Origin of the sequence: Bacillus stratosphericus, assembly GCF_020524495.1 — a bacterium.
Taxonomy (GTDB): Bacteria; Bacillota; Bacilli; order Bacillales; family Bacillaceae; genus Bacillus; species Bacillus stratosphericus_B.
Window position 1 is genome coordinate 31,898 of record NZ_JAIVLB010000014.1, and the last position, 20,951, is coordinate 52,848.

At 42.3% G+C, this 20,951-nt stretch carries 36 protein-coding genes; all 36 read left to right on the forward strand.

Annotated features, from left to right (window positions below; translation table 11 throughout):
* Nucleotides 1-96: 96 nt before the first annotated feature.
* The gene (gene tuf / locus LC033_RS07415; RefSeq protein WP_007496302.1) at nucleotides 97-1,287 is read left to right on the forward strand and encodes an elongation factor Tu; all 1,191 of its coding nucleotides are present in this window, start codon (nucleotides 97-99) and stop codon (nucleotides 1,285-1,287) included.
* A 110-nt stretch (nucleotides 1,288-1,397) separates the two neighbouring features.
* Nucleotides 1,398-2,357: an alpha/beta fold hydrolase gene (locus tag LC033_RS07420; protein WP_226567656.1), complete on the forward strand. Its 960-nt coding sequence runs from the start codon at nucleotides 1,398-1,400 to the stop codon at nucleotides 2,355-2,357.
* A gap of 218 nt (nucleotides 2,358-2,575) precedes the next feature.
* Nucleotides 2,576-2,884, forward strand: coding sequence for a 30S ribosomal protein S10 (gene rpsJ, locus LC033_RS07425; RefSeq protein ID WP_003156464.1), 309 nt, complete (start codon nucleotides 2,576-2,578; stop codon nucleotides 2,882-2,884).
* A 38-nt stretch (nucleotides 2,885-2,922) separates the two neighbouring features.
* Entirely contained in the window at nucleotides 2,923-3,552 is a 630-nt protein-coding gene (gene rplC / locus LC033_RS07430; RefSeq protein WP_226567657.1) for a 50S ribosomal protein L3, read from the forward strand.
* Nucleotides 3,553-3,579: 27 nt separating this feature from the next.
* Nucleotides 3,580-4,203 carry a 50S ribosomal protein L4 gene (gene rplD, locus LC033_RS07435; RefSeq protein ID WP_226567658.1) on the forward strand — a complete coding sequence of 208 codons (624 nt, stop codon included), beginning with the start codon at nucleotides 3,580-3,582 and terminating at the stop codon, nucleotides 4,201-4,203.
* Nucleotides 4,203-4,490: a 50S ribosomal protein L23 gene (rplW, locus tag LC033_RS07440; protein WP_003217016.1), complete on the forward strand. Its 288-nt coding sequence runs from the start codon at nucleotides 4,203-4,205 to the stop codon at nucleotides 4,488-4,490. The genes rplD and rplW overlap by 1 nt, the downstream gene beginning before the upstream one ends.
* 28 nt (nucleotides 4,491-4,518) lie before the next feature.
* Nucleotides 4,519-5,352: a 50S ribosomal protein L2 gene (gene rplB, locus LC033_RS07445; RefSeq protein ID WP_226567659.1), complete on the forward strand. Its 834-nt coding sequence runs from the start codon at nucleotides 4,519-4,521 to the stop codon at nucleotides 5,350-5,352.
* Nucleotides 5,353-5,409: 57 nt separating this feature from the next.
* Nucleotides 5,410-5,688: a 30S ribosomal protein S19 gene (rpsS, locus tag LC033_RS07450; protein ID WP_003216920.1), complete on the forward strand. Its 279-nt coding sequence runs from the start codon at nucleotides 5,410-5,412 to the stop codon at nucleotides 5,686-5,688.
* A 17-nt stretch (nucleotides 5,689-5,705) separates the two neighbouring features.
* A complete protein-coding gene (gene rplV, locus LC033_RS07455; protein ID WP_007496316.1) occupies nucleotides 5,706-6,047 on the forward strand; it encodes a 50S ribosomal protein L22 in 342 nt (113 codons plus the stop codon).
* A 3-nt stretch (nucleotides 6,048-6,050) separates the two neighbouring features.
* Complete coding sequence (gene rpsC, locus LC033_RS07460; protein ID WP_226567660.1) at nucleotides 6,051-6,707, forward strand: 30S ribosomal protein S3; 657 nt, start codon at nucleotides 6,051-6,053, stop codon at nucleotides 6,705-6,707.
* Between the two features lies 1 nt (nucleotide 6,708).
* On the forward strand, nucleotides 6,709-7,143 hold the full coding sequence (gene rplP, locus LC033_RS07465; protein ID WP_003225801.1) for a 50S ribosomal protein L16: 435 nt from the start codon (nucleotides 6,709-6,711) through the stop codon (nucleotides 7,141-7,143).
* Complete coding sequence (rpmC, locus tag LC033_RS07470; RefSeq protein WP_003217155.1) at nucleotides 7,133-7,333, forward strand: 50S ribosomal protein L29; 201 nt, start codon at nucleotides 7,133-7,135, stop codon at nucleotides 7,331-7,333. Before rplP ends, rpmC begins: the two co-directional genes overlap by 11 nt.
* Nucleotides 7,334-7,358: 25 nt before the next feature.
* On the forward strand, nucleotides 7,359-7,622 hold the full coding sequence (rpsQ, locus tag LC033_RS07475) for a 30S ribosomal protein S17 (protein WP_003216906.1): 264 nt from the start codon (nucleotides 7,359-7,361) through the stop codon (nucleotides 7,620-7,622).
* A gap of 39 nt (nucleotides 7,623-7,661) precedes the next feature.
* Nucleotides 7,662-8,030 carry a 50S ribosomal protein L14 gene (gene rplN, locus LC033_RS07480; protein WP_003216882.1) on the forward strand — a complete coding sequence of 123 codons (369 nt, stop codon included), beginning with the start codon at nucleotides 7,662-7,664 and terminating at the stop codon, nucleotides 8,028-8,030.
* 35 nt (nucleotides 8,031-8,065) lie between these two features.
* A complete protein-coding gene (rplX, locus tag LC033_RS07485) occupies nucleotides 8,066-8,377 on the forward strand; it encodes a 50S ribosomal protein L24 (protein WP_008356538.1) in 312 nt (103 codons plus the stop codon).
* 25 nt (nucleotides 8,378-8,402) lie between these two features.
* Nucleotides 8,403-8,942, forward strand: coding sequence for a 50S ribosomal protein L5 (gene rplE, locus LC033_RS07490; RefSeq protein WP_024425600.1), 540 nt, complete (start codon nucleotides 8,403-8,405; stop codon nucleotides 8,940-8,942).
* Nucleotides 8,943-8,964: 22 nt separating this feature from the next.
* Nucleotides 8,965-9,150: a 30S ribosomal protein S14 gene (gene rpsN / locus LC033_RS07495; RefSeq protein WP_008356542.1), complete on the forward strand. Its 186-nt coding sequence runs from the start codon at nucleotides 8,965-8,967 to the stop codon at nucleotides 9,148-9,150.
* Between the two features lie 31 nt (nucleotides 9,151-9,181).
* Nucleotides 9,182-9,580 (forward strand): 30S ribosomal protein S8, encoded by a 399-nt coding sequence (gene rpsH, locus LC033_RS07500; RefSeq protein WP_007496327.1) that lies wholly within the window; start codon nucleotides 9,182-9,184, stop codon nucleotides 9,578-9,580.
* 31 nt (nucleotides 9,581-9,611) lie between these two features.
* Complete coding sequence (gene rplF, locus LC033_RS07505) at nucleotides 9,612-10,148, forward strand: 50S ribosomal protein L6 (protein ID WP_226567662.1); 537 nt, start codon at nucleotides 9,612-9,614, stop codon at nucleotides 10,146-10,148.
* 32 nt (nucleotides 10,149-10,180) lie between these two features.
* Nucleotides 10,181-10,543, forward strand: a complete 363-nt coding sequence (gene rplR, locus LC033_RS07510) for a 50S ribosomal protein L18 (RefSeq protein WP_226567664.1) — start codon at nucleotides 10,181-10,183, stop codon at nucleotides 10,541-10,543.
* 24 nt (nucleotides 10,544-10,567) lie between these two features.
* Nucleotides 10,568-11,068 (forward strand): 30S ribosomal protein S5, encoded by a 501-nt coding sequence (rpsE, locus tag LC033_RS07515; protein WP_007496332.1) that lies wholly within the window; start codon nucleotides 10,568-10,570, stop codon nucleotides 11,066-11,068.
* A gap of 13 nt (nucleotides 11,069-11,081) precedes the next feature.
* Complete coding sequence (rpmD, locus tag LC033_RS07520) at nucleotides 11,082-11,264, forward strand: 50S ribosomal protein L30 (RefSeq protein ID WP_003217067.1); 183 nt, start codon at nucleotides 11,082-11,084, stop codon at nucleotides 11,262-11,264.
* 30 nt (nucleotides 11,265-11,294) lie between these two features.
* Nucleotides 11,295-11,735, forward strand: coding sequence for a 50S ribosomal protein L15 (gene rplO, locus LC033_RS07525; protein WP_226567665.1), 441 nt, complete (start codon nucleotides 11,295-11,297; stop codon nucleotides 11,733-11,735).
* A gap of 1 nt (nucleotide 11,736) precedes the next feature.
* A complete protein-coding gene (gene secY, locus LC033_RS07530) occupies nucleotides 11,737-13,029 on the forward strand; it encodes a preprotein translocase subunit SecY (RefSeq protein ID WP_226567666.1) in 1,293 nt (430 codons plus the stop codon).
* A 54-nt stretch (nucleotides 13,030-13,083) separates the two neighbouring features.
* Nucleotides 13,084-13,737 carry an adenylate kinase gene (locus LC033_RS07535; RefSeq protein ID WP_226567667.1) on the forward strand — a complete coding sequence of 218 codons (654 nt, stop codon included), beginning with the start codon at nucleotides 13,084-13,086 and terminating at the stop codon, nucleotides 13,735-13,737.
* A complete protein-coding gene (gene map / locus LC033_RS07540) occupies nucleotides 13,734-14,480 on the forward strand; it encodes a type I methionyl aminopeptidase (protein ID WP_226567668.1) in 747 nt (248 codons plus the stop codon). The genes LC033_RS07535 and map overlap by 4 nt, the downstream gene beginning before the upstream one ends.
* A 313-nt stretch (nucleotides 14,481-14,793) precedes the next feature.
* Nucleotides 14,794-15,012, forward strand: coding sequence for a translation initiation factor IF-1 (gene infA, locus LC033_RS07550; protein WP_003178377.1), 219 nt, complete (start codon nucleotides 14,794-14,796; stop codon nucleotides 15,010-15,012).
* 31 nt (nucleotides 15,013-15,043) lie between these two features.
* On the forward strand, nucleotides 15,044-15,157 hold the full coding sequence (rpmJ, locus tag LC033_RS07555; RefSeq protein ID WP_003156543.1) for a 50S ribosomal protein L36: 114 nt from the start codon (nucleotides 15,044-15,046) through the stop codon (nucleotides 15,155-15,157).
* Nucleotides 15,158-15,178: 21 nt separating this feature from the next.
* Nucleotides 15,179-15,544: a 30S ribosomal protein S13 gene (gene rpsM / locus LC033_RS07560; RefSeq protein ID WP_226567669.1), complete on the forward strand. Its 366-nt coding sequence runs from the start codon at nucleotides 15,179-15,181 to the stop codon at nucleotides 15,542-15,544.
* A 20-nt stretch (nucleotides 15,545-15,564) separates the two neighbouring features.
* Nucleotides 15,565-15,960 carry a 30S ribosomal protein S11 gene (rpsK, locus tag LC033_RS07565; RefSeq protein WP_008356548.1) on the forward strand — a complete coding sequence of 132 codons (396 nt, stop codon included), beginning with the start codon at nucleotides 15,565-15,567 and terminating at the stop codon, nucleotides 15,958-15,960.
* A gap of 175 nt (nucleotides 15,961-16,135) precedes the next feature.
* A complete protein-coding gene (locus LC033_RS07570) occupies nucleotides 16,136-17,080 on the forward strand; it encodes a DNA-directed RNA polymerase subunit alpha (protein ID WP_226567670.1) in 945 nt (314 codons plus the stop codon).
* Nucleotides 17,081-17,155: 75 nt separating this feature from the next.
* Complete coding sequence (rplQ, locus tag LC033_RS07575) at nucleotides 17,156-17,518, forward strand: 50S ribosomal protein L17 (RefSeq protein ID WP_003216944.1); 363 nt, start codon at nucleotides 17,156-17,158, stop codon at nucleotides 17,516-17,518.
* Nucleotides 17,519-17,641: 123 nt separating this feature from the next.
* On the forward strand, nucleotides 17,642-18,484 hold the full coding sequence (locus LC033_RS07580) for an energy-coupling factor ABC transporter ATP-binding protein (RefSeq protein WP_226567671.1): 843 nt from the start codon (nucleotides 17,642-17,644) through the stop codon (nucleotides 18,482-18,484).
* Nucleotides 18,460-19,329, forward strand: coding sequence for an energy-coupling factor ABC transporter ATP-binding protein (locus tag LC033_RS07585; protein ID WP_226567672.1), 870 nt, complete (start codon nucleotides 18,460-18,462; stop codon nucleotides 19,327-19,329). Before LC033_RS07580 ends, LC033_RS07585 begins: the two co-directional genes overlap by 25 nt.
* Entirely contained in the window at nucleotides 19,326-20,123 is a 798-nt protein-coding gene (locus LC033_RS07590) for an energy-coupling factor transporter transmembrane component T family protein (protein WP_226567673.1), read from the forward strand. The genes LC033_RS07585 and LC033_RS07590 overlap by 4 nt, the downstream gene beginning before the upstream one ends.
* Before the next feature lie 11 nt (nucleotides 20,124-20,134).
* Nucleotides 20,135-20,878: a tRNA pseudouridine(38-40) synthase TruA gene (gene truA, locus LC033_RS07595; RefSeq protein WP_226567674.1), complete on the forward strand. Its 744-nt coding sequence runs from the start codon at nucleotides 20,135-20,137 to the stop codon at nucleotides 20,876-20,878.
* Nucleotides 20,879-20,951 lie beyond the last annotated feature (73 nt).

Here is a 20,951-nt window from a genome sequence, read left to right on the forward strand (position 1 = left end):
GTATAACTACTATTGAAGATCAGAAAGTGGGAGGTAACTCTTCACTTTCTATCATTCTATACCAAATACAATGAACCTTTAAGGAGGATTTTTAGAATGGCTAAAGAAAAATTCGATCGTTCCAAATCGCATGCTAACATTGGTACAATTGGACACGTTGACCATGGTAAAACAACTCTAACTGCTGCTATCTCAACAGTTCTTCATAAGAAATCTGGTAAAGGTACAGCTATGGCTTATGACCAAATCGATGGTGCTCCAGAAGAGCGCGAGCGTGGAATCACAATCTCAACTGCACACGTTGAGTATGAAACTGAAACTCGTCACTATGCACACGTAGACTGCCCAGGACACGCTGACTACGTTAAAAACATGATTACTGGTGCTGCTCAAATGGACGGTGCGATCTTAGTAGTATCTGCTGCTGACGGTCCAATGCCACAAACACGTGAGCACATCCTACTTTCTCGTAACGTAGGTGTACCATACATCGTAGTATTCCTTAACAAATGTGACATGGTTGACGATGAAGAGTTACTTGAACTTGTTGAAATGGAAGTTCGTGACCTTCTTTCTGACTATGACTTCCCTGGTGACGATGTACCAGTTATCAAAGGTTCTGCTCTTAAAGCTCTTGAAGGAGATGCTGACTACGAAGCTAAAATCTTTGAACTTATGGATGCGGTTGATGAGTACATCCCAACTCCAGAGCGTGACACTGAGAAGCCTTTCATGATGCCAGTTGAGGACGTATTCTCAATCACTGGTCGTGGAACAGTTGCTACTGGCCGTGTTGAGCGTGGACAAGTTAAAGTCGGTGACGAAGTCGAAATCATCGGTCTTCAAGAAGAAAACGGTAAAACAACTGTTACAGGTGTTGAAATGTTCCGTAAGCTTCTTGACTATGCTGAAGCTGGTGACAACATCGGTGCACTACTTCGTGGTGTATCTCGTGAAGACATTCAACGTGGTCAAGTACTTGCTAAACCAGGTACAATCACTCCACATAGCCGTTTCAAAGCTGAAGTTTATGTACTTTCTAAAGAAGAGGGTGGACGTCATACTCCATTCTTCACTAACTACCGTCCTCAGTTCTACTTCCGTACAACTGACGTAACTGGTATCGTACATCTTCCAGAAGGTACTGAAATGGTAATGCCTGGCGATAACACTGAGATGGAAGTTGAACTTATCTCTACTATCGCTATCGAAGAAGGAACTCGTTTCTCTATCCGTGAGGGTGGACGTACTGTAGGTTCTGGCGTCGTTTCAACTATCATTAAGTAATCAACATATAAAAGAGACTCCTTGCCAAAAGGGTCTCTTTTTTTGCTTTTTCAGATCAGAACGGCTACTATAAGCTATAGAATCTATATTGAACCGAGAGGATCACTGGAATGGCAAAGACATATTTGAAAAAATGGGTGATTGGTGGGGTAGACCAATGGACCATGATGAAAGAGGATCATTCAAAAGAGACAAAGCCCGTTCTTTTATTTTTACACGGTGGACCTGGCTCAGCTCAAATTAGTTATATCGGTTCCTTTCATGAGGAACTTGATCAAGACTTCACAGTCGTCCAATGGGATCAGCGCGGCGCAGGGCTTTCATATCAAAAAAATATTCCTGCTTCATCGATGACCATTCAGCAATTTGTCGAGGATACGATTGAGCTCACAGAAAAACTCCTTTCCCACGTTGGCCAATCGAAATTATACATTGCAGGATACTCATGGGGTTCATTGATTGCTATACAAGCAGTACATAGACGTCCATATCTATATCATGCTTATTATGGAATTAGTCAGGTAGTAGATGTATTAAAAGAAAATATTGTCTCTTATGAGCTTCTTCAGAGAAAATACCATCGCAATCGACTCTTCACTAGTTGTCTGCGATTACTTACGCCTCCTCCGTGGAAACGAAGCTCAGCTCATGCATTGTTCTCTCTATATAAAGAGTTCGCAAAAGCAGGATTCACGCTTAGGTGGAAGCCGATTTTTCAAATGATGGGAGCGTTTCTCCATAGCAAGCATTATCAGCTTATAGATAAATGGAGATTTCTCAAAGGGCAGAAGTTTAGTCAAAGCAAGCTGTGGGATGAGCTGATGAATGAGAGCATTCAAAACCGAGTTTCTACTATATTAATACCGTGCTACTTTATCAATGGTGCACATGACTTGATTACACCAGCTGATGTATCAAAACCATATGTTGACCAATTAACGACACCAATAAAAGAATGGTTCACCTTTAAAGATTCTGCACATTCCCCACATCTTGAAGAACCAGATGAATTCATTCGTATCGTAAGAAAGACTGCTATACATCATCTTCAGGGAAAGCTTGATTTATAGGCTGAACCCCTGTATAATATAAAAAGTGTGCAAATCATAAATTTATCTGATTTATTATTGCAACACACAGGCCAATTTGTTACAATAGTGCATGTTGGTCTTTGACTGCGATGAAGTGAGAGGTTGCTGACACACCCGGCCGCTTTGCCATGGCGAGGTGATCAGGTTTTTCTCACGGAGAACTGTCTAACGTAAGTAGGCGAAAAGGAGGGAAAATAATGGCAAAACAAAAAATTCGTATTCGTTTAAAAGCATATGATCATAGAATTCTTGATCAATCTGCTGAGAAGATTGTTGAAACGGCTAAGCGTTCTGGTGCTAGTGTATCTGGTCCAATCCCGCTTCCAACTGAAAAATCAGTTTACACAATCCTTCGTGCGGTGCATAAGTACAAAGATTCTCGTGAGCAATTCGAGATGCGTACTCACAAGCGTCTAATCGACATCGTGAATCCAACTCCGCAAACAGTTGATGCACTGATGCGTTTAGATTTACCATCTGGTGTAGATATCGAAATCAAACTTTAATTCAAATAGAAAACATACATTATAGGAGGTGTGACGAAATGACCAAAGGAATCTTAGGTAGAAAAATTGGTATGACGCAAGTATTCGCAGAAAACGGTGATCTTATCCCTGTAACTGTTGTTGAGGCTGCTGCTAACGTTGTTCTTCAAAAGAAAACTGATGACACGGATGGCTACGAAGCAATCCAAATCGGTTTTGACGACAAACGTGAAAAGCTTTCTAACAAACCAGAGAAAGGCCACGTTGCTAAAGCGGAAACTGCTCCTAAGCGCTTCGTAAAAGAATTACGCGGTGTGGAGCTAGATGCGTATGAAGTTGGTCAGGAAGTCAAAGTTGATATTTTCGCAAATGGAGATATCGTAGATGTAACAGGAACATCAAAAGGTAAAGGATTCCAAGGGGCTATCAAACGCCACGGACAATCACGCGGACCAATGACTCACGGTTCACGTTACCACCGTCGTCCTGGTTCAATGGGACCTGTTGATCCAAACCGTGTATTCAAAGGTAAACTTCTTCCAGGTCGTATGGGTGGAGAGCAAATCACTGTCCAAAACCTTGAGATCGTAAAAGTTGATGCTGAACGCAATCTTCTTTTGATCAAAGGTAACGTACCAGGAGCTAAAAAATCTCTAGTAACTGTAAAGAGTGCAGTTAAATCTAAATAACTCTCTTAGGAAAGGAGGAAACAAGTCATGCCAAAAGTAGCATTATTTAACCAAAACGGTTCTACTAACGGTGAAATCGAATTAAACGCTTCTGTGTTTGGAATCGAGCCAAACGAAAGCGTAGTATTCGATGCTATTCTTATGCAAAGAGCTTCCTTACGTCAAGGAACTCACAAAGTAAAAACTCGTTCTGAAGTACGTGGCGGAGGTCGTAAGCCTTGGAGACAGAAGGGTACTGGTCGTGCTCGTCAAGGTTCTATCCGTTCACCACAATGGCGCGGAGGCGGTATCGTATTCGGTCCAACACCACGCAGCTATTCTTATAAATTACCTAAAAAAGTTCGCCGCTTGGCTATCAAGTCAGTATTGTCTTCTAAAGTAGTCGACAACAACATCATCGTTCTTGAAGATCTTACTCTTGATGCAGTGAAAACGAAAGAATTCGCAGGCATCCTTAAAGGATTATCTGTTGAGAAGAAAGCGTTGATCGTCACTGCGGATGCAAACGAAACAGTTGCTTTATCTGCTCGTAACATCCCTGGAGTAACAGTTGTTGAAGCTAAAGGTATCAACGTTCTTGACGTTGTCAACCACGACAAACTTCTGATCACTAAAGCAGCGGTTGAAAAAGTAGAGGAGGGACTTGCATAATGAAAGATCCTCGTGATGTTCTAAAGCGCCCTATCATTACTGAACGTTCTGCTGATCTAATGACAGAGAAGAAGTACACGTTCGAAGTTGATGTCAGAGCTAACAAAACAGAAGTGAAAGACGCTGTTGAAGAAATCTTTGGAGTGAAAGTTGAGAAAGTCAACGTTCAAAACTACAAAGGGAAATCTAAACGCGTTGGACGCTATACTGGTATGACTAGCCGTCGCAGAAAAGCGATCGTGAAATTAACTGCTGACAGCAAAGAAATCGAAATTTTTGAAGCATAAATCTTAAAAAGAAGGAGGGAAATTCAAAATGGCGATTAAAAAGTATAAACCAACCAGTAATGGTCGTCGTGGCATGACTACTTCAGATTTTGCTGAAATCACGACTGACAAACCAGAAAAGTCGTTGCTTGCACCGCTTCATAAAAAAGGCGGACGTAACAACCAAGGTAGATTAACAGTTCGTCATCAAGGTGGCGGTCACAAACGTCAATACCGTATCATCGACTTTAAGCGTGATAAAGACGGTATACCTGGACGCGTTGCTACAATCGAGTATGATCCAAACCGTTCAGCGAACATCGCTCTTGTAAACTATGCAGATGGTGAGAAACGTTACATTCTTGCTCCAAAAGGAGTTCAAGTTGGTACTGAAGTTACTTCTGGTCCAGAAGCAGACATCAAACCAGGTAATGCTCTACCACTTATCAACATCCCAGTTGGTACAGTTGTGCATAACATTGAATTAAAACCAGGCAAAGGTGGACAATTAGTTCGTTCTGCTGGGACTTCTGCTCAAGTTCTTGGTAAAGAAGGTAAATACGTTCTTGTACGTTTGAACTCAGGTGAAGTTCGCATGATCCTTTCTGCTTGCCGTGCGACAATCGGTCAAGTTGGAAACGAGCAACACGAATTAATTAACATCGGTAAAGCTGGACGTTCTCGCTGGAAAGGCGTACGCCCAACAGTTCGTGGTTCTGTAATGAACCCTAACGATCACCCACACGGTGGTGGTGAAGGACGCGCTCCAATCGGACGTAAATCACCAATGTCTCCATGGGGTAAACCGACTCTTGGATTCAAGACTCGTAAGAAAACCAACAAGTCTGATAAATTTATTGTACGTCGTCGTAAAAACAAGTAACGGGGTTGTCTACGGTTCATTTAGGACCGTAGTTCAATCACGAAGGGAGGTTACACAATGGCTCGCAGCTTAAAAAAAGGACCATTTGTTGATGATCATTTGATGGCTAAAGTCGAGAAATTGAATGAAACTGACAAAAAGCAAGTAGTAAAAACTTGGTCTCGTCGTTCTACAATTTTCCCACAATTCATCGGTCACACAATCGCTGTCTATGACGGACGCAAACATGTACCTGTTTTCATCTCTGAAGATATGGTAGGTCACAAATTGGGCGAATTCGCACCAAGCCGTACTTATAAAGGTCATGCTAGTGACGATAAAAAAACAAGACGCTAATGAGAGGAGGCTTTTAAATGCAAGCTAAAGCTGTCGCAAGAACAGTCCGTATTGCTCCTCGCAAAGCACGTCTAGTAATGGACCTGATTCGAGGTAAGCAAGTAGGAGAAGCAGTTTCTATCTTAAACCTTACACCTAAGGCTGCTTCACCAATTATTGAAAAAGTATTAAAATCTGCTATCGCAAATGCTGAGCATAACTACGAGTTGGACGCTAACAGCCTAGTAATTACTCAAGCATTCGTTGACGAAGGTCCAACACTTAAGAGATTCCGTCCACGTGCTATGGGTCGTGCGAGCGCAATTAACAAACGTACTAGCCACATTACAATCGTTGTATCAGAAAAGAAGGAGGGATAATCCGTGGGTCAAAAGGTAAATCCAGTAGGTCTTCGTATTGGCGTCATTCGAGATTGGGAATCTAAATGGTTCGCAGGAAAAGATTACGCAAACTTCTTACATGAAGACTTGAAAATCCGTGAATTCATCAGCAAGCGTTTGTCTGAAGCGTCTGTTTCTAAAGTAGAAATTGAACGTGCTGCAAACCGCGTAAATATCACAATCCACACGGCTAAACCAGGTATGGTAATTGGTAAAGGCGGATCTGAAGTTGAAGCACTTCGTAAAGCTCTTAACAGCCTAACTGGCAAACGTGTACACATTAACATTCTTGAAATCAAGAAAGCAGATCTTGATGCTCAGCTAGTTGCTGAAAACATCGCTCGTCAACTTGAAAATCGTATTTCATTCCGTCGTGCACAAAAACAAACAATCCAACGCACAATGCGTGCTGGAGCACAAGGAATCAAAACAATGGTTTCTGGTCGTCTTGGCGGTGCAGATATTGCTCGTTCTGAATATTACAGTGAAGGTACTGTTCCGTTGCACACACTTCGTGCTGACATCGACTATGCTACTGCTGAAGCTGACACTACTTATGGTAAGCTTGGCGTAAAAGTATGGATCTATCGTGGAGAAGTCCTTCCAACTAAGAAGAATACTGCGGAAGGAGGAAAATAATATGTTATTGCCAAAACGCGTGAAGTATCGCAGAGAACATCGTGGAAAAATGCGTGGTCGTGCAAAGGGCGGCACTGAAGTACATTTCGGTGAATTCGGTATCCAAGCTCTTGAAGCTTCTTGGATCACTAACCGTCAAATCGAAGCTGCTCGTATTGCTATGACTCGTTATATGAAACGTGGCGGTAAAGTTTGGATTAAAATTTTCCCTTCTAAGCCATACACAGCTAAACCTCTTGAGGTCCGCATGGGTTCCGGTAAAGGTGCTCCAGAAGGTTGGGTAGCTGTAGTAAAACCGGGCAAAGTTTTATTTGAAATTTCTGGTGTGTCTGAAGAAGTTGCTCGTGAAGCTCTTCGTCTTGCATCTCACAAATTGCCAATTAAAACGAAGTTCGTAAAACGTGAAGAAATTGGTGGTGAATCAAATGAAAGCTAATGAAATTCGTGACCTTACCACTGCTGAAATTGAACAAAAAGTAAAGTCTCTTAAAGAAGAACTTTTCAATCTTCGTTTCCAATTAGCGACTGGGCAGCTTGAAAATACTGCTCGCATTCGTGAAGTGCGTAAATCAATCGCACGCATGAAAACTGTGATTCGTCAAAGAGAAATCGCTGCTAATAAATAATAATTAGAGGGGAGGACCCGCAAACATGAGCGAACGTAACCAACGTAAAGTGTATCAAGGTCGTGTTGTTTCTGACAAAATGGATAAAACCATCACTGTTGTTGTTGAAACATACAAAAAGCATTCACTTTATGGCAAACGTGTAAGATACTCTAAAAAGTTCAAAGCACATGATGAAAACAACCAAGCAAAAATCGGAGACATCGTAAAGGTCATGGAAACTCGTCCATTATCTGCGACTAAACGCTTTCGTCTAGTTGAAGTTGTCGAAGAAGCTGTTATTATCTAATAAAGTTCGGATTTCTTTTTCCGAAGGGAGGTAACATTAATGATTCAACAGGAGACTCGTTTAAAAGTAGCTGACAACTCTGGCGCACGCGAAGTACTAACGATTAAAGTTCTTGGTGGCTCTGGACGTAAAACGGCTAACATCGGTGATGTCATTGTTTGTACGGTTAAACAAGCAACACCAGGAGGCGTTGTCAAAAAAGGTGAAGTTGTGAAAGCAGTTATCGTTCGTACAAAGAGCGGAGCTCGCAGAAACGATGGATCTTACATCAGTTTTGATGAAAATGCATGTGTCATCATCCGTGACGACAAGAGCCCACGTGGAACTCGTATCTTCGGACCAGTAGCACGTGAACTTCGTGAAAACAACTATATGAAAATTGTTTCTCTAGCACCAGAAGTACTTTAATGAATACAATCCGCGACTCAAGGAGGTGCGATTAAATGCATGTTAAAAAGGGCGATAAAGTAGTGGTTATCTCTGGTAAAGATAAAGGTAAACAAGGTGTCATCCTTGCTGCTTTCCCTAAAAAGGAACGTGTTTTAGTAGAAGGTATTAACCTTGTGAAAAAACACTCTAAACCAACCCAAGCTAACCCTCAAGGCGGAATTTCTGAACAAGAAGCGCCGATCCACGTATCAAACGTAATGCCGCTTGATCCTAAAACGGGTGAAGTGACACGTGTTGGGTATAAAGTTGAGGACGGAAAGAAAGTCCGTGTAGCGAAAAAATCTGGGCAAGTTCTAGATAAATAGTAAATAAGGAAGGGAGGTCTTTCTCATGAACCGCCTTAAAGAAAAGTATGTAAAAGAAATTACACCTGCATTAGTTTCTAAGTTTGAATACACTTCAGTAATGCAAGTGCCAAAAATCGAAAAAATCGTGATCAACATGGGTGTTGGTGACGCAGTTCAAAACGCTAAAGCAATCGATACTGCTGTTGAAGAATTAACGTTTATCGCTGGTCAAAAACCTGTCGTTACTCGTGCGAAGAAATCTATTGCTGGATTCCGTCTACGTGAAGGAATGCCAATCGGTGCGAAAGTAACACTTCGCGGAGAGCGCATGTATGATTTTCTTGATAAACTTATTTCTGTATCTTTACCACGTGTACGTGACTTCCGTGGGATCTCTAAAAAATCTTTCGACGGACGTGGAAACTACACGCTTGGTATTAAAGAACAGTTAATCTTCCCAGAAATTGATTACGATAAAGTAACAAAGGTCCGCGGTATGGATATCGTTATCGTTACTACTGCCAATACGGACGAAGAAGCACGTGAGTTATTAACTCAAGTAGGTATGCCGTTCCAGAAATAATCAATGAAAGGGAGGCGAAATCGTGGCTAAAAAGTCTATGATTGCGAAACAACAACGCAAACAAAAGTTTAAAGTTCAAGAGTATACGCGCTGCGAACGTTGTGGTCGTCCACATTCAGTTATTCGTAAGTTTAAACTTTGCCGTATTTGTTTCCGCGAACTTGCATATAAAGGACAAATTCCTGGCGTTAAAAAAGCTAGCTGGTAATCCCCATAAATGGGAAGGAGGTTATTAAATAATGGTTATGACAGATCCGATTGCAGATTTACTGACTCGTATTCGCAATGCGAACATGGTACGTCATGAGAAGCTAGAAGTACCGGCTTCAAAAATCAAAAGAGAAATTGCTGAAATCTTAAAGCGTGAAGGTTTTATCCGTGACGTTGAATACGTCGAAGACAGCAAACAAGGAATTATCCGTTTGTTTCTTAAATACGGCCAAAACAACGAGCGTGTGATCACTGGTCTTAAAAGAATCAGTAAACCTGGTTTACGCGTATATGCGAAATCAAATGAAGTACCACGTGTACTTAACGGACTTGGAATCGCAATTATTTCTACATCACAAGGTGTTTTATCGGACAAAGAAGCCCGTGCTAAACAAGCTGGTGGAGAAGTACTTGCTTACGTATGGTAAAAAAAGTTTAAGATGAATGGAGGTGCTTGGTATGTCTCGCGTAGGTAAAAAACTACTTGAGATCCCTTCAGGTGTAACTGTGACAAAGAACGATAACACAGTGACAGTAAAGGGACCAAAAGGTGAACTAACTCGTACGTTTCACCCTGATATGGAAATTAAAATTGAGGACAACGTCTTAACTGTAAGCCGTCCGTCTGAACATAAAGAACACCGTGCATTACATGGTACAACACGTAGCTTGCTTGCAAACATGGTTGAAGGTGTATCTAAAGGTTTCGAAAGAGGTTTAGAACTTATCGGTGTCGGTTACCGTGCAGCTAAATCTGGAAACAAACTTGTTCTTAACGTTGGATACTCTCACCCAGTTGAAATCGTTCCTGAGGCTGGAGTTGAAATCGAAGTTCCATCTCAAACGAAAGTAATCGTTAAAGGTATCGATAAAGAGCGTGTAGGAGCTCTAGCTTCTAACATCCGCGCTGTCCGTTCTCCAGAGCCTTACAAAGGTAAAGGAATTCGTTACGAAGGTGAATTCGTTCGCCGTAAAGAAGGAAAAACTGGTAAGTAAGACCGCTTAAAGTGAAGAAAGGAGTGACTCCGATGATTACGAAAACTAGCAAAAACGCTACTCGTCTTAAAAGACATGCTCGTGTTCGTGCGAAACTTTCAGGTTCTGCTGAAAGACCTCGCCTTAATGTTTTCCGTTCTAACAAGAATATCTACGCTCAAGTAATTGATGATGTTAACGGTGTAACACTTGTAAGTGCTTCTACTCTTGATAAAGAGTTAAAGATCGAGAATAGTTCTGACACTGCAGCTGCTACGAAAGTTGGCGAACTTGTTGCAAAACGTGCTGTTGAAAAAGGCATTTCTAACGTGGTATTTGACCGCGGAGGATACCTATATCATGGACGTGTAAAAGCTCTAGCTGAAGCTGCTCGTGAGGCTGGACTTAAATTTTAATAAAAGAAGGAGGGACACATCCGAATGAGTCGTATTGACCCAAGCAAATTAGAGTTAGAAGAACGCTTAGTTACGGTTAACCGCGTAGCGAAAGTTGTTAAAGGTGGACGTCGCTTCCGTTTTGCAGCTTTAGTTGTTGTCGGTGACAAAAATGGTCATGTAGGATTCGGTACTGGTAAAGCACAAGAAGTACCAGAAGCGATCCGCAAAGCTGTTGAAGATGCGAAAAAGAATTTAATTGAAGTACCAATGGTTGGAACTACAATTCCACATGAAATCATCGGTCGATTCGGTGCAGGAAACGTTCTATTGAAGCCTGCTTCAGAAGGTACAGGAGTTATCGCTGGAGGCCCAGTGCGTGCGGTACTTGAGCTTGCTGGTCTAGCTGATATCCTTTCTAAATCTCTAGGTTCTAATACACCGATCAACATGATTCGCGCAACACTTCAAGGTTTAAGTGAACTTAAACGTGCTGAAGATGTAGCGAAGCTTCGTGGAAAATCTGTAGAAGACCTGTTAGGATAAGGAGGGAACAATAATGGCAAATAAATTAGAAATTACCCTCAAACGCAGTGTAATCGGTCGCCCAGAAGATCAGCGTGTCACTGTTCGTACTCTTGGTCTTAAGAAAACAAACCAAACAGTCGTACATGAAGACAATGCAGCGATCCGCGGCATGATTAACAAGGTGTCTCATTTAGTTTCTGTAAAAGAACAATAAAACATTTTTAATTGATAAGGAGGTGCCCAAATGAAACTTCATGAATTGAAGCCTTCAGAAGGTTCACGTAAAGTACGTAACCGTGTTGGTCGTGGTATTGGATCAGGTAACGGTAAAACTTCTGGTAAAGGTCATAAAGGTCAAAACGCTCGTTCTGGGGGCGGTGTACGTCCTGGATTTGAAGGTGGTCAAATGCCCTTATTCCAACGCCTTCCAAAACGTGGTTTTACAAACATCAACCGTAAAGATTATGCGGTAATCAACTTAGACAGATTAAACAGTTTTGACGAAGGAACGGAAGTCACTCCTGAACTTCTTCTAGAGACTGGTTCAATAAGCAAGTTAAAAGCAGGAGTAAAAATTCTTGGCAACGGTAAATTAGAAAAAAAATTAACTGTAAAAGCCAATAAATTCTCTGCTTCTGCGAAAGAAGCGATTGAAGCTGCTGGCGGTACAGCCGAGGTGATCTAACTTGTTTAAGACAATCTCCAATTTTATGCGCGTGAAAGATATACGGAATAAGATTATATTCACACTTTTAATGTTAGTCGTCTTTCGTATAGGTGCTTTCATCCCTGTGCCTAATGTGAACGCCGAAGTTCTCCAGGCACAGGACCAAATGAGTGTTTTCGGAATTCTCAACACGTTTGGGGGCGGGGCACTTTTCCAATTCTCTATTCTTGCAATGGGGATTATGCCGTATATCACCGCTTCAATCATCATCCAGCTCTTGCAGATGGATGTTGTTCCGAAGTTTACTGAGTGGTCAAAGCAAGGAGAGGTTGGCCGCCGAAAATTAGCACAATTCACAAGGTATTTTACAATTGTTCTAGGATTTATCCAGGCGCTAGGAATGTCGTATGGATTCAACAATATGGCAGGAGGCATGCTGATTGAAAACCAAGGTGTTTCAACGTATCTCTTAATTGCGGTCGTACTCACTGCGGGAACAGCATTTTTAATGTGGCTGGGAGAGCAGATTACTGCTCACGGTGTTGGTAACGGTATTTCGATTATTATCTTTGCCGGTATCATCGCAGGTGTCCCTCAAACATTAAAACAAGTGTACGCTCAGCAATTTGTAGGTGGAGATGGACAGTTGTTCATGCAGATCCTTAAAATTGCCCTTATTGTGATTGCCATTCTTGTCATTGTTATAGGTGTTATATACATTCAAATGGCAGTGAGAAAGATTGCGATTCAATATTCAAAAGGAACTGGTCGTGCACAAATGTCTGCTAGTCAAGCAACGCACCTTCCATTGAAAGTGAATCCAGCAGGGGTGATACCAGTCATCTTTGCCGTTGCTTTCATTATTACTCCTCAGACGATCGCATCGTTCTTCGGAACAAATAATGTGACAACTTGGATAACTAACAACTTTGACTATACTAAGCCAATCGGTATGACGATTTATGTAGCACTGATTGTTGCTTTCACATATTTTTATGCCTTTGTCCAAGTAAACCCTGAACAAATGGCTGAAAATCTGCAAAAGCAGGGTGGCTATATCCCGGGAGTTCGTCCAGGGAAAATGACTCAAGATAGAATTACGAGCATTTTGTACCGACTCACTTTTGTGGGCGCCATTTTCTTAGCCGTGATTTCAATACTTCCTATCTTTTTCATTCAATTCGCTGGATTACCTTCGGCTGCACAAATTGGCGGCACAAGTCTTCTCATTGTTGTAGGTGTTGCACTTGAAACAATGAAACAGCTTGAAAGCCAATTAGTGAAACGAAACTACCGTGGATTTATGAAATAAAACAGAGGGCTGGGCTCCTGCCCAACCTCTCTAGTAAGGAAGGGGAAATCCGAAATGAACTTAGTCTTAATGGGGCTTCCGGGTGCTGGCAAAGGCACTCAGGCAGAACGAATTGTTGATGATTATGGGATACCTCATATCTCAACAGGAGATATGTTCCGTGCTGCTATAAAAGAGGAGACACAACTTGGGCTCGAAGCAAAATCCTTTATTGATAAGGGAGAGCTTGTTCCTGATAAGGTCACAATCGGTATTGTTAGAGAAAGACTTGGCAAGAATGATTGTGAACAAGGTTTTCTTCTGGACGGATTTCCGCGAACAGTCGCTCAGGCTGAAGCTTTAGAAGACATTCTAAAGGACCTTGGCAGAACGATTGATTATGTCATTAATATTAAAGTCGATAAAGATGCCTTGATGGAGCGTCTGACTGGCCGAAGAATTTGCAAAAATTGCGGAGCGACATATCATTTAGTATTCAATCCACCTGCGAAAGAAAATGTTTGCGACAAGTGTGGAGGCGAGATTTATCAACGTGCAGATGATAATGCAGAAACCGTTTCGACGAGACTTGAAGTAAACTTAAAGCAGACTGAGCCTTTACTGAACTTCTATTCAGAAAAAGGATATCTTGCAAACATTGATGGTGCGAAGCACATTAACGATGTATACGCAGATATCAAGGATCTGCTTGGGGGATTAAATAAATGATTATCTGTAAAACTCCTCGCGAGCTTGACATTATGAGAGAAGCTGGACGCATTGTCGCACTGACTCATGAAGAGCTCAAGAAACACATAAAACCAGGTATTTCGACAAAAGAATTGGATCAAATTGCCGAATGTTTTATGACAAAGCAGGGTGCAATCCCATCTTTTAAAGGGTATAATGGTTTTCGCGGGAGCATTTGCGTTTCGGTGAATGAAGAACTCGTTCACGGTATTCCTGGTAAACGGGTTTTACGTGATGGAGACATCATTAGTATCGATATCGGTGCAAAGTTAAATGGCTATCATGGTGACTCTGCTTGGACTTATTCAGTTGGGGTAATCAGTGATGAGGACCGCAAACTACTGGAAGTCACAGAGGAATCTCTATATAAAGGCTTACAGGAAGCAAAGCCAGGCGAACGTCTGTCAAACATTTCCCATGCCATACAAACGTATGTTGAAGGTGAGAATTTCTCAGTTGTTAGAGAATATGTTGGACATGGTGTCGGACAGGATCTTCATGAGGACCCTCAAATTCCTCATTATGGTCCGCCTAACAAAGGCCCACGGCTAAAACCTGGAATGGTGTTGGCCATCGAACCGATGGTGAACGCAGGCAGCCGATATGTGAAAACACTGGCTGATAACTGGACGGTTGTAACGGTTGATGGGAAAAAGTGTGCTCACTTTGAGCATACGATTGCGATTACAGATACAGGTTTTGATATACTGACTAAGATTTAGGTCTTCACTAAAGCCTTTCAAGCCCAAATCGGGCAGGTTGTCTGTATAGTCCAAGGAAAGAACAAGATCAGTATACAGTTGTTCAGCGGCATGTTCGGTGGCTGCCATGTACTAGTCGCAGACGGAGAAAAGCGTAAATTTCATTCTCCTAAGAAAAAAATATCAATCATTTAACCTTTTATGATTGCGTATCTCCGGAAGTTCAGAACAGTATATTCAAAACAGGTCGGGTGATAGATGGACAATTGAGATAATCTCTTTTGGACATTTATCAGAGAGCAAGTTACTGATTTGAAGAAGGGAGAACACTTGAATGGCGAAAGACGATGTAATTGAAGTGGAAGGTACTGTAGTTGAAACTCTGCCAAACGCAATGTTCAAAGTTGAACTAGAGAATGGTCATACAGTTTTAGCGCATGTATCAGGAAAAATCCGTATGCACTTCATTCGCATTTTACCTGGAGACAAAGTTACGGTAGAATTATCTCCATATGACTTAACTCGTGGTAGAATTACGTACCGTTACAAATAAAGCAACTCCGGAAGAAGGAGGTTGGAAACACATGAAAGTGAGACCATCTGTTAAACCTATCTGTGAAAAATGTAAAGTGATTCGCAGAAAAGGAAAAGTAATGGTGATCTGTGAAAACCCAAAACATAAACAAAAACAAGGCTAATAACAAGGAGGTGCCCAAATCATGGCTCGTATTGCTGGTGTAGATATTCCACGTGATAAGCGTGTTGTCATTTCTTTAACATATGTTTTTGGAATTGGTCGTACGACTGCTCAACAAGTCCTTAAAGAAGCAGGTGTTTCTGAAGACACTCGCGTTCGCGATCTAACTGAAGACGAACTTGGTAAAATCCGTGATATCATTGACAAACTTAAAGTAGAAGGTGACCTTCGTCGTGAAGTTTCACTTAATATTAAGCGTCTAATTGAAATCGGAAGCTACCGCGGAATCCGTCATCGTAGAGGACTTCCTATTCGTGGACAAAACACAAAAAACAACGCACGCACTCGTAAAGGTCCGCGTCGTACTGTAGCTAACAAGAAAAAATAAGTAAAGGAGGTAGTTAAAGAATGGCTGCTGCTCGTAAATCAAATACGCGTAAACGTCGCGTGAAAAAGAATATTGAAGCTGGAATCGCTCATATCCGTTCCACTTTCAACAACACGATTGTAACGATTACTGATGTTCATGGAAACGCAATTTCTTGGTCAAGTGCTGGTGCATTAGGATTCAGAGGTTCTCGTAAATCTACTCCTTTCGCTGCACAAATGGCTGCTGAAACTGCTGCTAAAGGTTCTATCGAACATGGTCTTAAAACACTTGAAGTAACTGTTAAAGGTCCTGGTTCTGGTCGTGAAGCTGCAATTCGTGCACTTCAAGCTGCGGGTCTTGAAGTTACTGCAATCAGAGACGTAACTCCAGTTCCTCATAACGGATGCCGTCCGCCAAAACGTCGCCGCGTGTAATTTGTTTGTATAGATTTTGTGTCCCTGTCAATAATGGGTTATGATACAGTTATTTATGAGACGAATACACGACTCGTTGCCTCAGCACATACGGGACTAAACAATGAGGAATTTCGGATGGAATCTTATATGATTCTATTCGAGGTTTCGACGTTTTGAAGGAGGGTTTTATTAGATGATCGAAATTGAAAAACCAAAAATCGAAACGGTTGAAATCAGCGATGATGCCAAGTATGGCAAGTTTGTCGTAGAGCCACTTGAGCGTGGATATGGTACCACTTTAGGGAACTCCCTTCGTCGTATCCTTTTATCCTCACTTCCTGGTGCAGCTGTAACATCGATCCAGATAGATGGTGTCTTACACGAATTCTCAACGATTGAAGGCGTGGTTGAAGATGTTACAACAATTATCTTAAACATTAAAAAGCTTGCACTCAAAATTTACTCTGAAGAAGAGAAGACGCTTGAAATTGATGTACAAGATGAAGGTGCTGTAACAGCTGCTGATATTACACACGACAGCGATATTGAAATCTTAAATCCAGATCTTCACATCGCAACTCTTGGCAAGAATGCGAGCTTTCGTGTTCGTTTGACTGCACAAAGAGGTCGTGGGTATAATCCTGCTGATGCAAACAAAAGAGACGATCAGCCTATCGGCGTGATTCCGATCGACTCAATCTATACACCTGTATCTCGTGTGACTTATCAAGTGGAAAACACCCGTGTTGGGCAAATTACAAACTATGATAAACTAACACTAGATGTATGGACTGATGGAAGCACAGGACCGAAAGAAGCGATCGCTCTAGGTTCTAAGATTTTAACTGAACATCTTAATATATTCGTTGGGTTAACTGACGAAGCTCAGCATGCAGAAATCATGGTTGAAAAAGAAGAAGACCAAAAAGAAAAAGTGCTTGAAATGACAATTGAAGAGCTTGATCTTTCTGTTCGTTCTTACAACTGTTTGAAGCGTGCGGGTATTAACACTGTTCAAGAGCTTGCTAACAAGACAGAAGAGGATATGATGAAAGTTCGTAACCTTGGACGTAAATCTCTTGAAGAAGTGAAAGCGAAACTAGAAGAACTTGGACTGGGTCTTCGTAAAGACGATTGACTAGTTTCATTGTGAACTAGGATTTTCGTGTGTTTTTTATTCATACAGCATCTCTAATTAAGGAGGGGACATCACATGGCATACAGAAAGCTAGGACGCACTAGTGCACAACGTAAAGCAATGCTTCGTGATCTAACGACTGATTTGATTATCAACGAACGCATTGAAACAACTGAAACACGTGCGAAAGAACTTCGCTCTGTAGTTGAAAAAATGATCACTCTTGGCAAACGCGGAGATCTTCATGCTCGCCGTCAAGCTGCAGCTTACATTCGTAACGAAGTAGCTAACGCTGAAACGAACCAAGATGCACTTCAAAAATTGTTCGCTGACGTTGCAACTCGCTACGAAGATCGCCAAGGTGGATACACTCGTATCATGAAGCTTGGACCTCGTCGCGGCGATGGCGCACCAATGGCTGTCATTGAATTAGTTTAATCACATATCGTGTATCTAAGAAAGGGCGGGACAGTTCAAACTGGATCTATGCCCTTTTTTAGATACTACGGCTGTTTAGGAATAAGCAAAGAAGAGATTGAGCTGAGAGGAGGTCCGGTAGAGATGGGGAAGACATTAATTGACGTAAAAGACATTGTATTTCGTTATCACAAAGATGCGGACAAGCCCGTTTTAGATCAAGTATCATTGCATGTGAATCAAAATGAATGGCTCGCCATTGTTGGTCACAACGGTTCAGGTAAATCCACACTTGCCCGCGTACTGAATGGGCTCATTTTACCGGATGCTGGAACGGTCAAGGTTGGTGAGATTGAGCTGAAAGAAAAAAGTGTTTGGGATATCCGCAAAAAAGTTGGAATGGTCTTTCAAAACCCAGATAACCAATTCGTTGGCTCAACGGTTCGTGATGATGTGGCTTTTGGTTTAGAAAATAACGGGGTTGAGCGGGAATTGATGATAGAACGTGTAGATTGGGCTGTCAAACAGGTCAGTATGCAGGAGTTTCTTGATCAAGAGCCGCACCATCTATCAGGCGGGCAAAAGCAGAGAGTAGCCATCGCAGGTGTGCTTGCCGCAAGCCCTGACATCATGATCTTGGATGAAGCAACATCAATGCTTGATCCGATTGGCCGTGAAGAAGTGTTAGAGACCGTCAGACTGCTGAAGGAACAAGGAACGGTCACGGTCATCTCCATCACACATGATTTAGACGAGGCTGCGAAAGCAGATCGCGTGATTGTGATGAACGGTGGCAAGAAATTTGCCGAGGGAACACCAGAGGAAGTATTTGAACTAGATGAACAGCTGGTTCAGATCGGACTTGATCTGCCATTTTGCTACCGGTTGAGCAAGCAATTAAAGCAGCAAGGTGTGCCACTGGCAAATGCCCACTTGACACAAGAAGGATTGGTGAAAGAGCTATGGACATTACGATCAAAGAATTAGAGCATCGTTATCAAATGAAAACGCCGTTTGAGCGTCTCGCTATGTATGATGTCAATGCTTCCATCAAAGAAGGCAGCTATGTCGCTGTCATTGGTCATACGGGCTCTGGCAAGTCTACATTGCTGCAGCACTTAAATGGGTTGCTCAAACCAACAAAAGGGAGCATTGCGCTTGGAGATACGGTCTTACAAGCCAATAAAAAGCAGAAGGACTTGAAATCCCTTCGGAAAAAAGTAGGCATCGTGTTTCAGTTTCCTGAGCATCAGCTTTTTGAGGAGACCATTCTGAAGGATATCTGTTTTGGTCCAATGAATTTCGGCGTTCCTCAGGAGAAGGCAGAAGTCAAGGCAAAGGAGATGCTGAAGCTCGTAGGCCTGTCTGAATCCTTATTATCTCGATCACCTTTTGAATTAAGCGGGGGTCAAATGAGACGCGTGGCGATTGCAGGTGTTCTAGCTATGGAGCCAGAAGTGCTTGTGCTTGATGAGCCGACTGCAGGATTAGATCCACGCGGGCGAAAAGAAATCATGGACATGTTCTATGAGCTTCATCAAAAAGCAAATCTGACCACGATCCTTGTTACACACAGTATGGAGGATGCCGCTCATTATGCGGATCAAATGATTGTGATGCATAAAGGAACAGTAAAGGCGACAGGTACGCCGAGAGAGCTATTTGCCAATCGCACAGACATGTCTTCTTTCGGTCTCGACCTCCCGGAAACGATTAAATTCCAGCAGGCCTTAGAAGAAAAGCTGGGCATTGCGTTTCCAAGGCCGCTTTTAACTATGAAAGAAATGGCAGAAGCCTTAACAGCTCTATATCAGGAGGACACGTCATCATGATGGATAGTATGATTATCGGCAAATATGTGCCAGGTTCATCCTTTGTCCATCGTCTTGATCCAAGGACAAAGCTGTTATCAATTTTCTTTTTCGTCTTTATTGTCTTTTTTGCTAATAACTACATTACTTACGGGCTTTTAGGGGTCTTTACGATCCTTGTGGTGATGTTTTCTCAGGTGCCGCTTTACTTTATTCTCAAAGGAATGAAGCCGATCCTATGGATTGTCCTCTTTACCTTTATTCTGCATATCTTCATGACAAAGGATGGCGCCTTGCTATTTCACTTTGGTTTTCTGAATATTTATGAAGAAGGTTTAAAGCAGGGGATATTCATCTCACTCCGTTTTGTCTATCTCATCATGATGACGACACTTCTAACGTTAACCACAACGCCTATAGAAGTGACAGATGGCATGGAAAAGCTGCTGCACCCCTTCCGTAAAATCAAACTGCCTGTTCATGAGCTTGCTCTCATGATGTCCATCTCTCTTCGGTTTATTCCGACTTTACTCGAAGAGACGGACAAAATCATGAAGGCACAAATGGCAAGAGGTGTTGATTTTACTAGCGGACCAGTGAAAGATCGTTTAAAAGCGATTGTTCCGTTGCTTGTCCCGCTTTTCGTCAGTGCGTTTAAGCGTGCGGAGGAATTGGCGACCGCTATGGAAGCGAGAGGCTATCGAGGGGGAGAAGGGCGTACGAAATACCGTCAGCTTGTCTGGGGCACGAAAGACACGTTCACGCTGCTTCTATTCATCCTGTTAACAGCACTCCTTGTGCTTTTTAGAAATTAGGTGATGCCTAGATGAAAGTAAAATGTACTGTATCATACGATGGAACACATTTTAAAGGCTATCAGGTGCAGCCTGGGCAGCGAACCGTACAAACGGAGATTGAGTCTGCCCTTGCCAGAATGCATAAACAGGATGAACTGATTCCGATTGTGGCTTCTGGCCGGACGGACAGCGGTGTTCACGCAAAGGGGCAGGTCATCCATTTCGACACCCCGCTTGCCATCACGATGGAGAGATGGCCTTTTGCCCTTAACAGCTTGCTGCCAGATGACATTCGTGTTCTAAAGGCTGAGGAAGTGGATGAGTCGTTTCATGCAAGATTTGGTGTCGTTTCGAAGGAGTACCGATATAGAGTCTCAACGGAAACGCATCAAAATGTGTTTACGAGACAGTATGCCTGCCACTATCCTTACCGGCTAGATGTCGACAAAATGAGAGAAGCCGCTGGGCACCTGATTGGCACACATGACTTCACAAGCTTTTGTGCGGCCAATACAGAGGTTCAGGACAAGGTGAGGGATATTTACGCCCTCGAGTGGAAAAACGTCTCAGATGGGCTTGAAATGCGTGTGAAAGGAAATGGTTTTTTATACAACATGGTGCGAATTATTGCTGGGACGTTACTTGAAATCGGATCTGGTAAATTTCACCCTGAAGAGATAAAAGCCATGCTTGCCGCGCGAAATCGCGAAGTGGCAGGCAAGACTGCGCCTAGTCACGGACTGTATTTATGGGAAGTTTTCTATGACAACTAAACCAGGTGTAACATGTTCTTGACACAGGAAGCAGAAAGTTATAAGATATCATATGGTATGTATTTCAACCCCA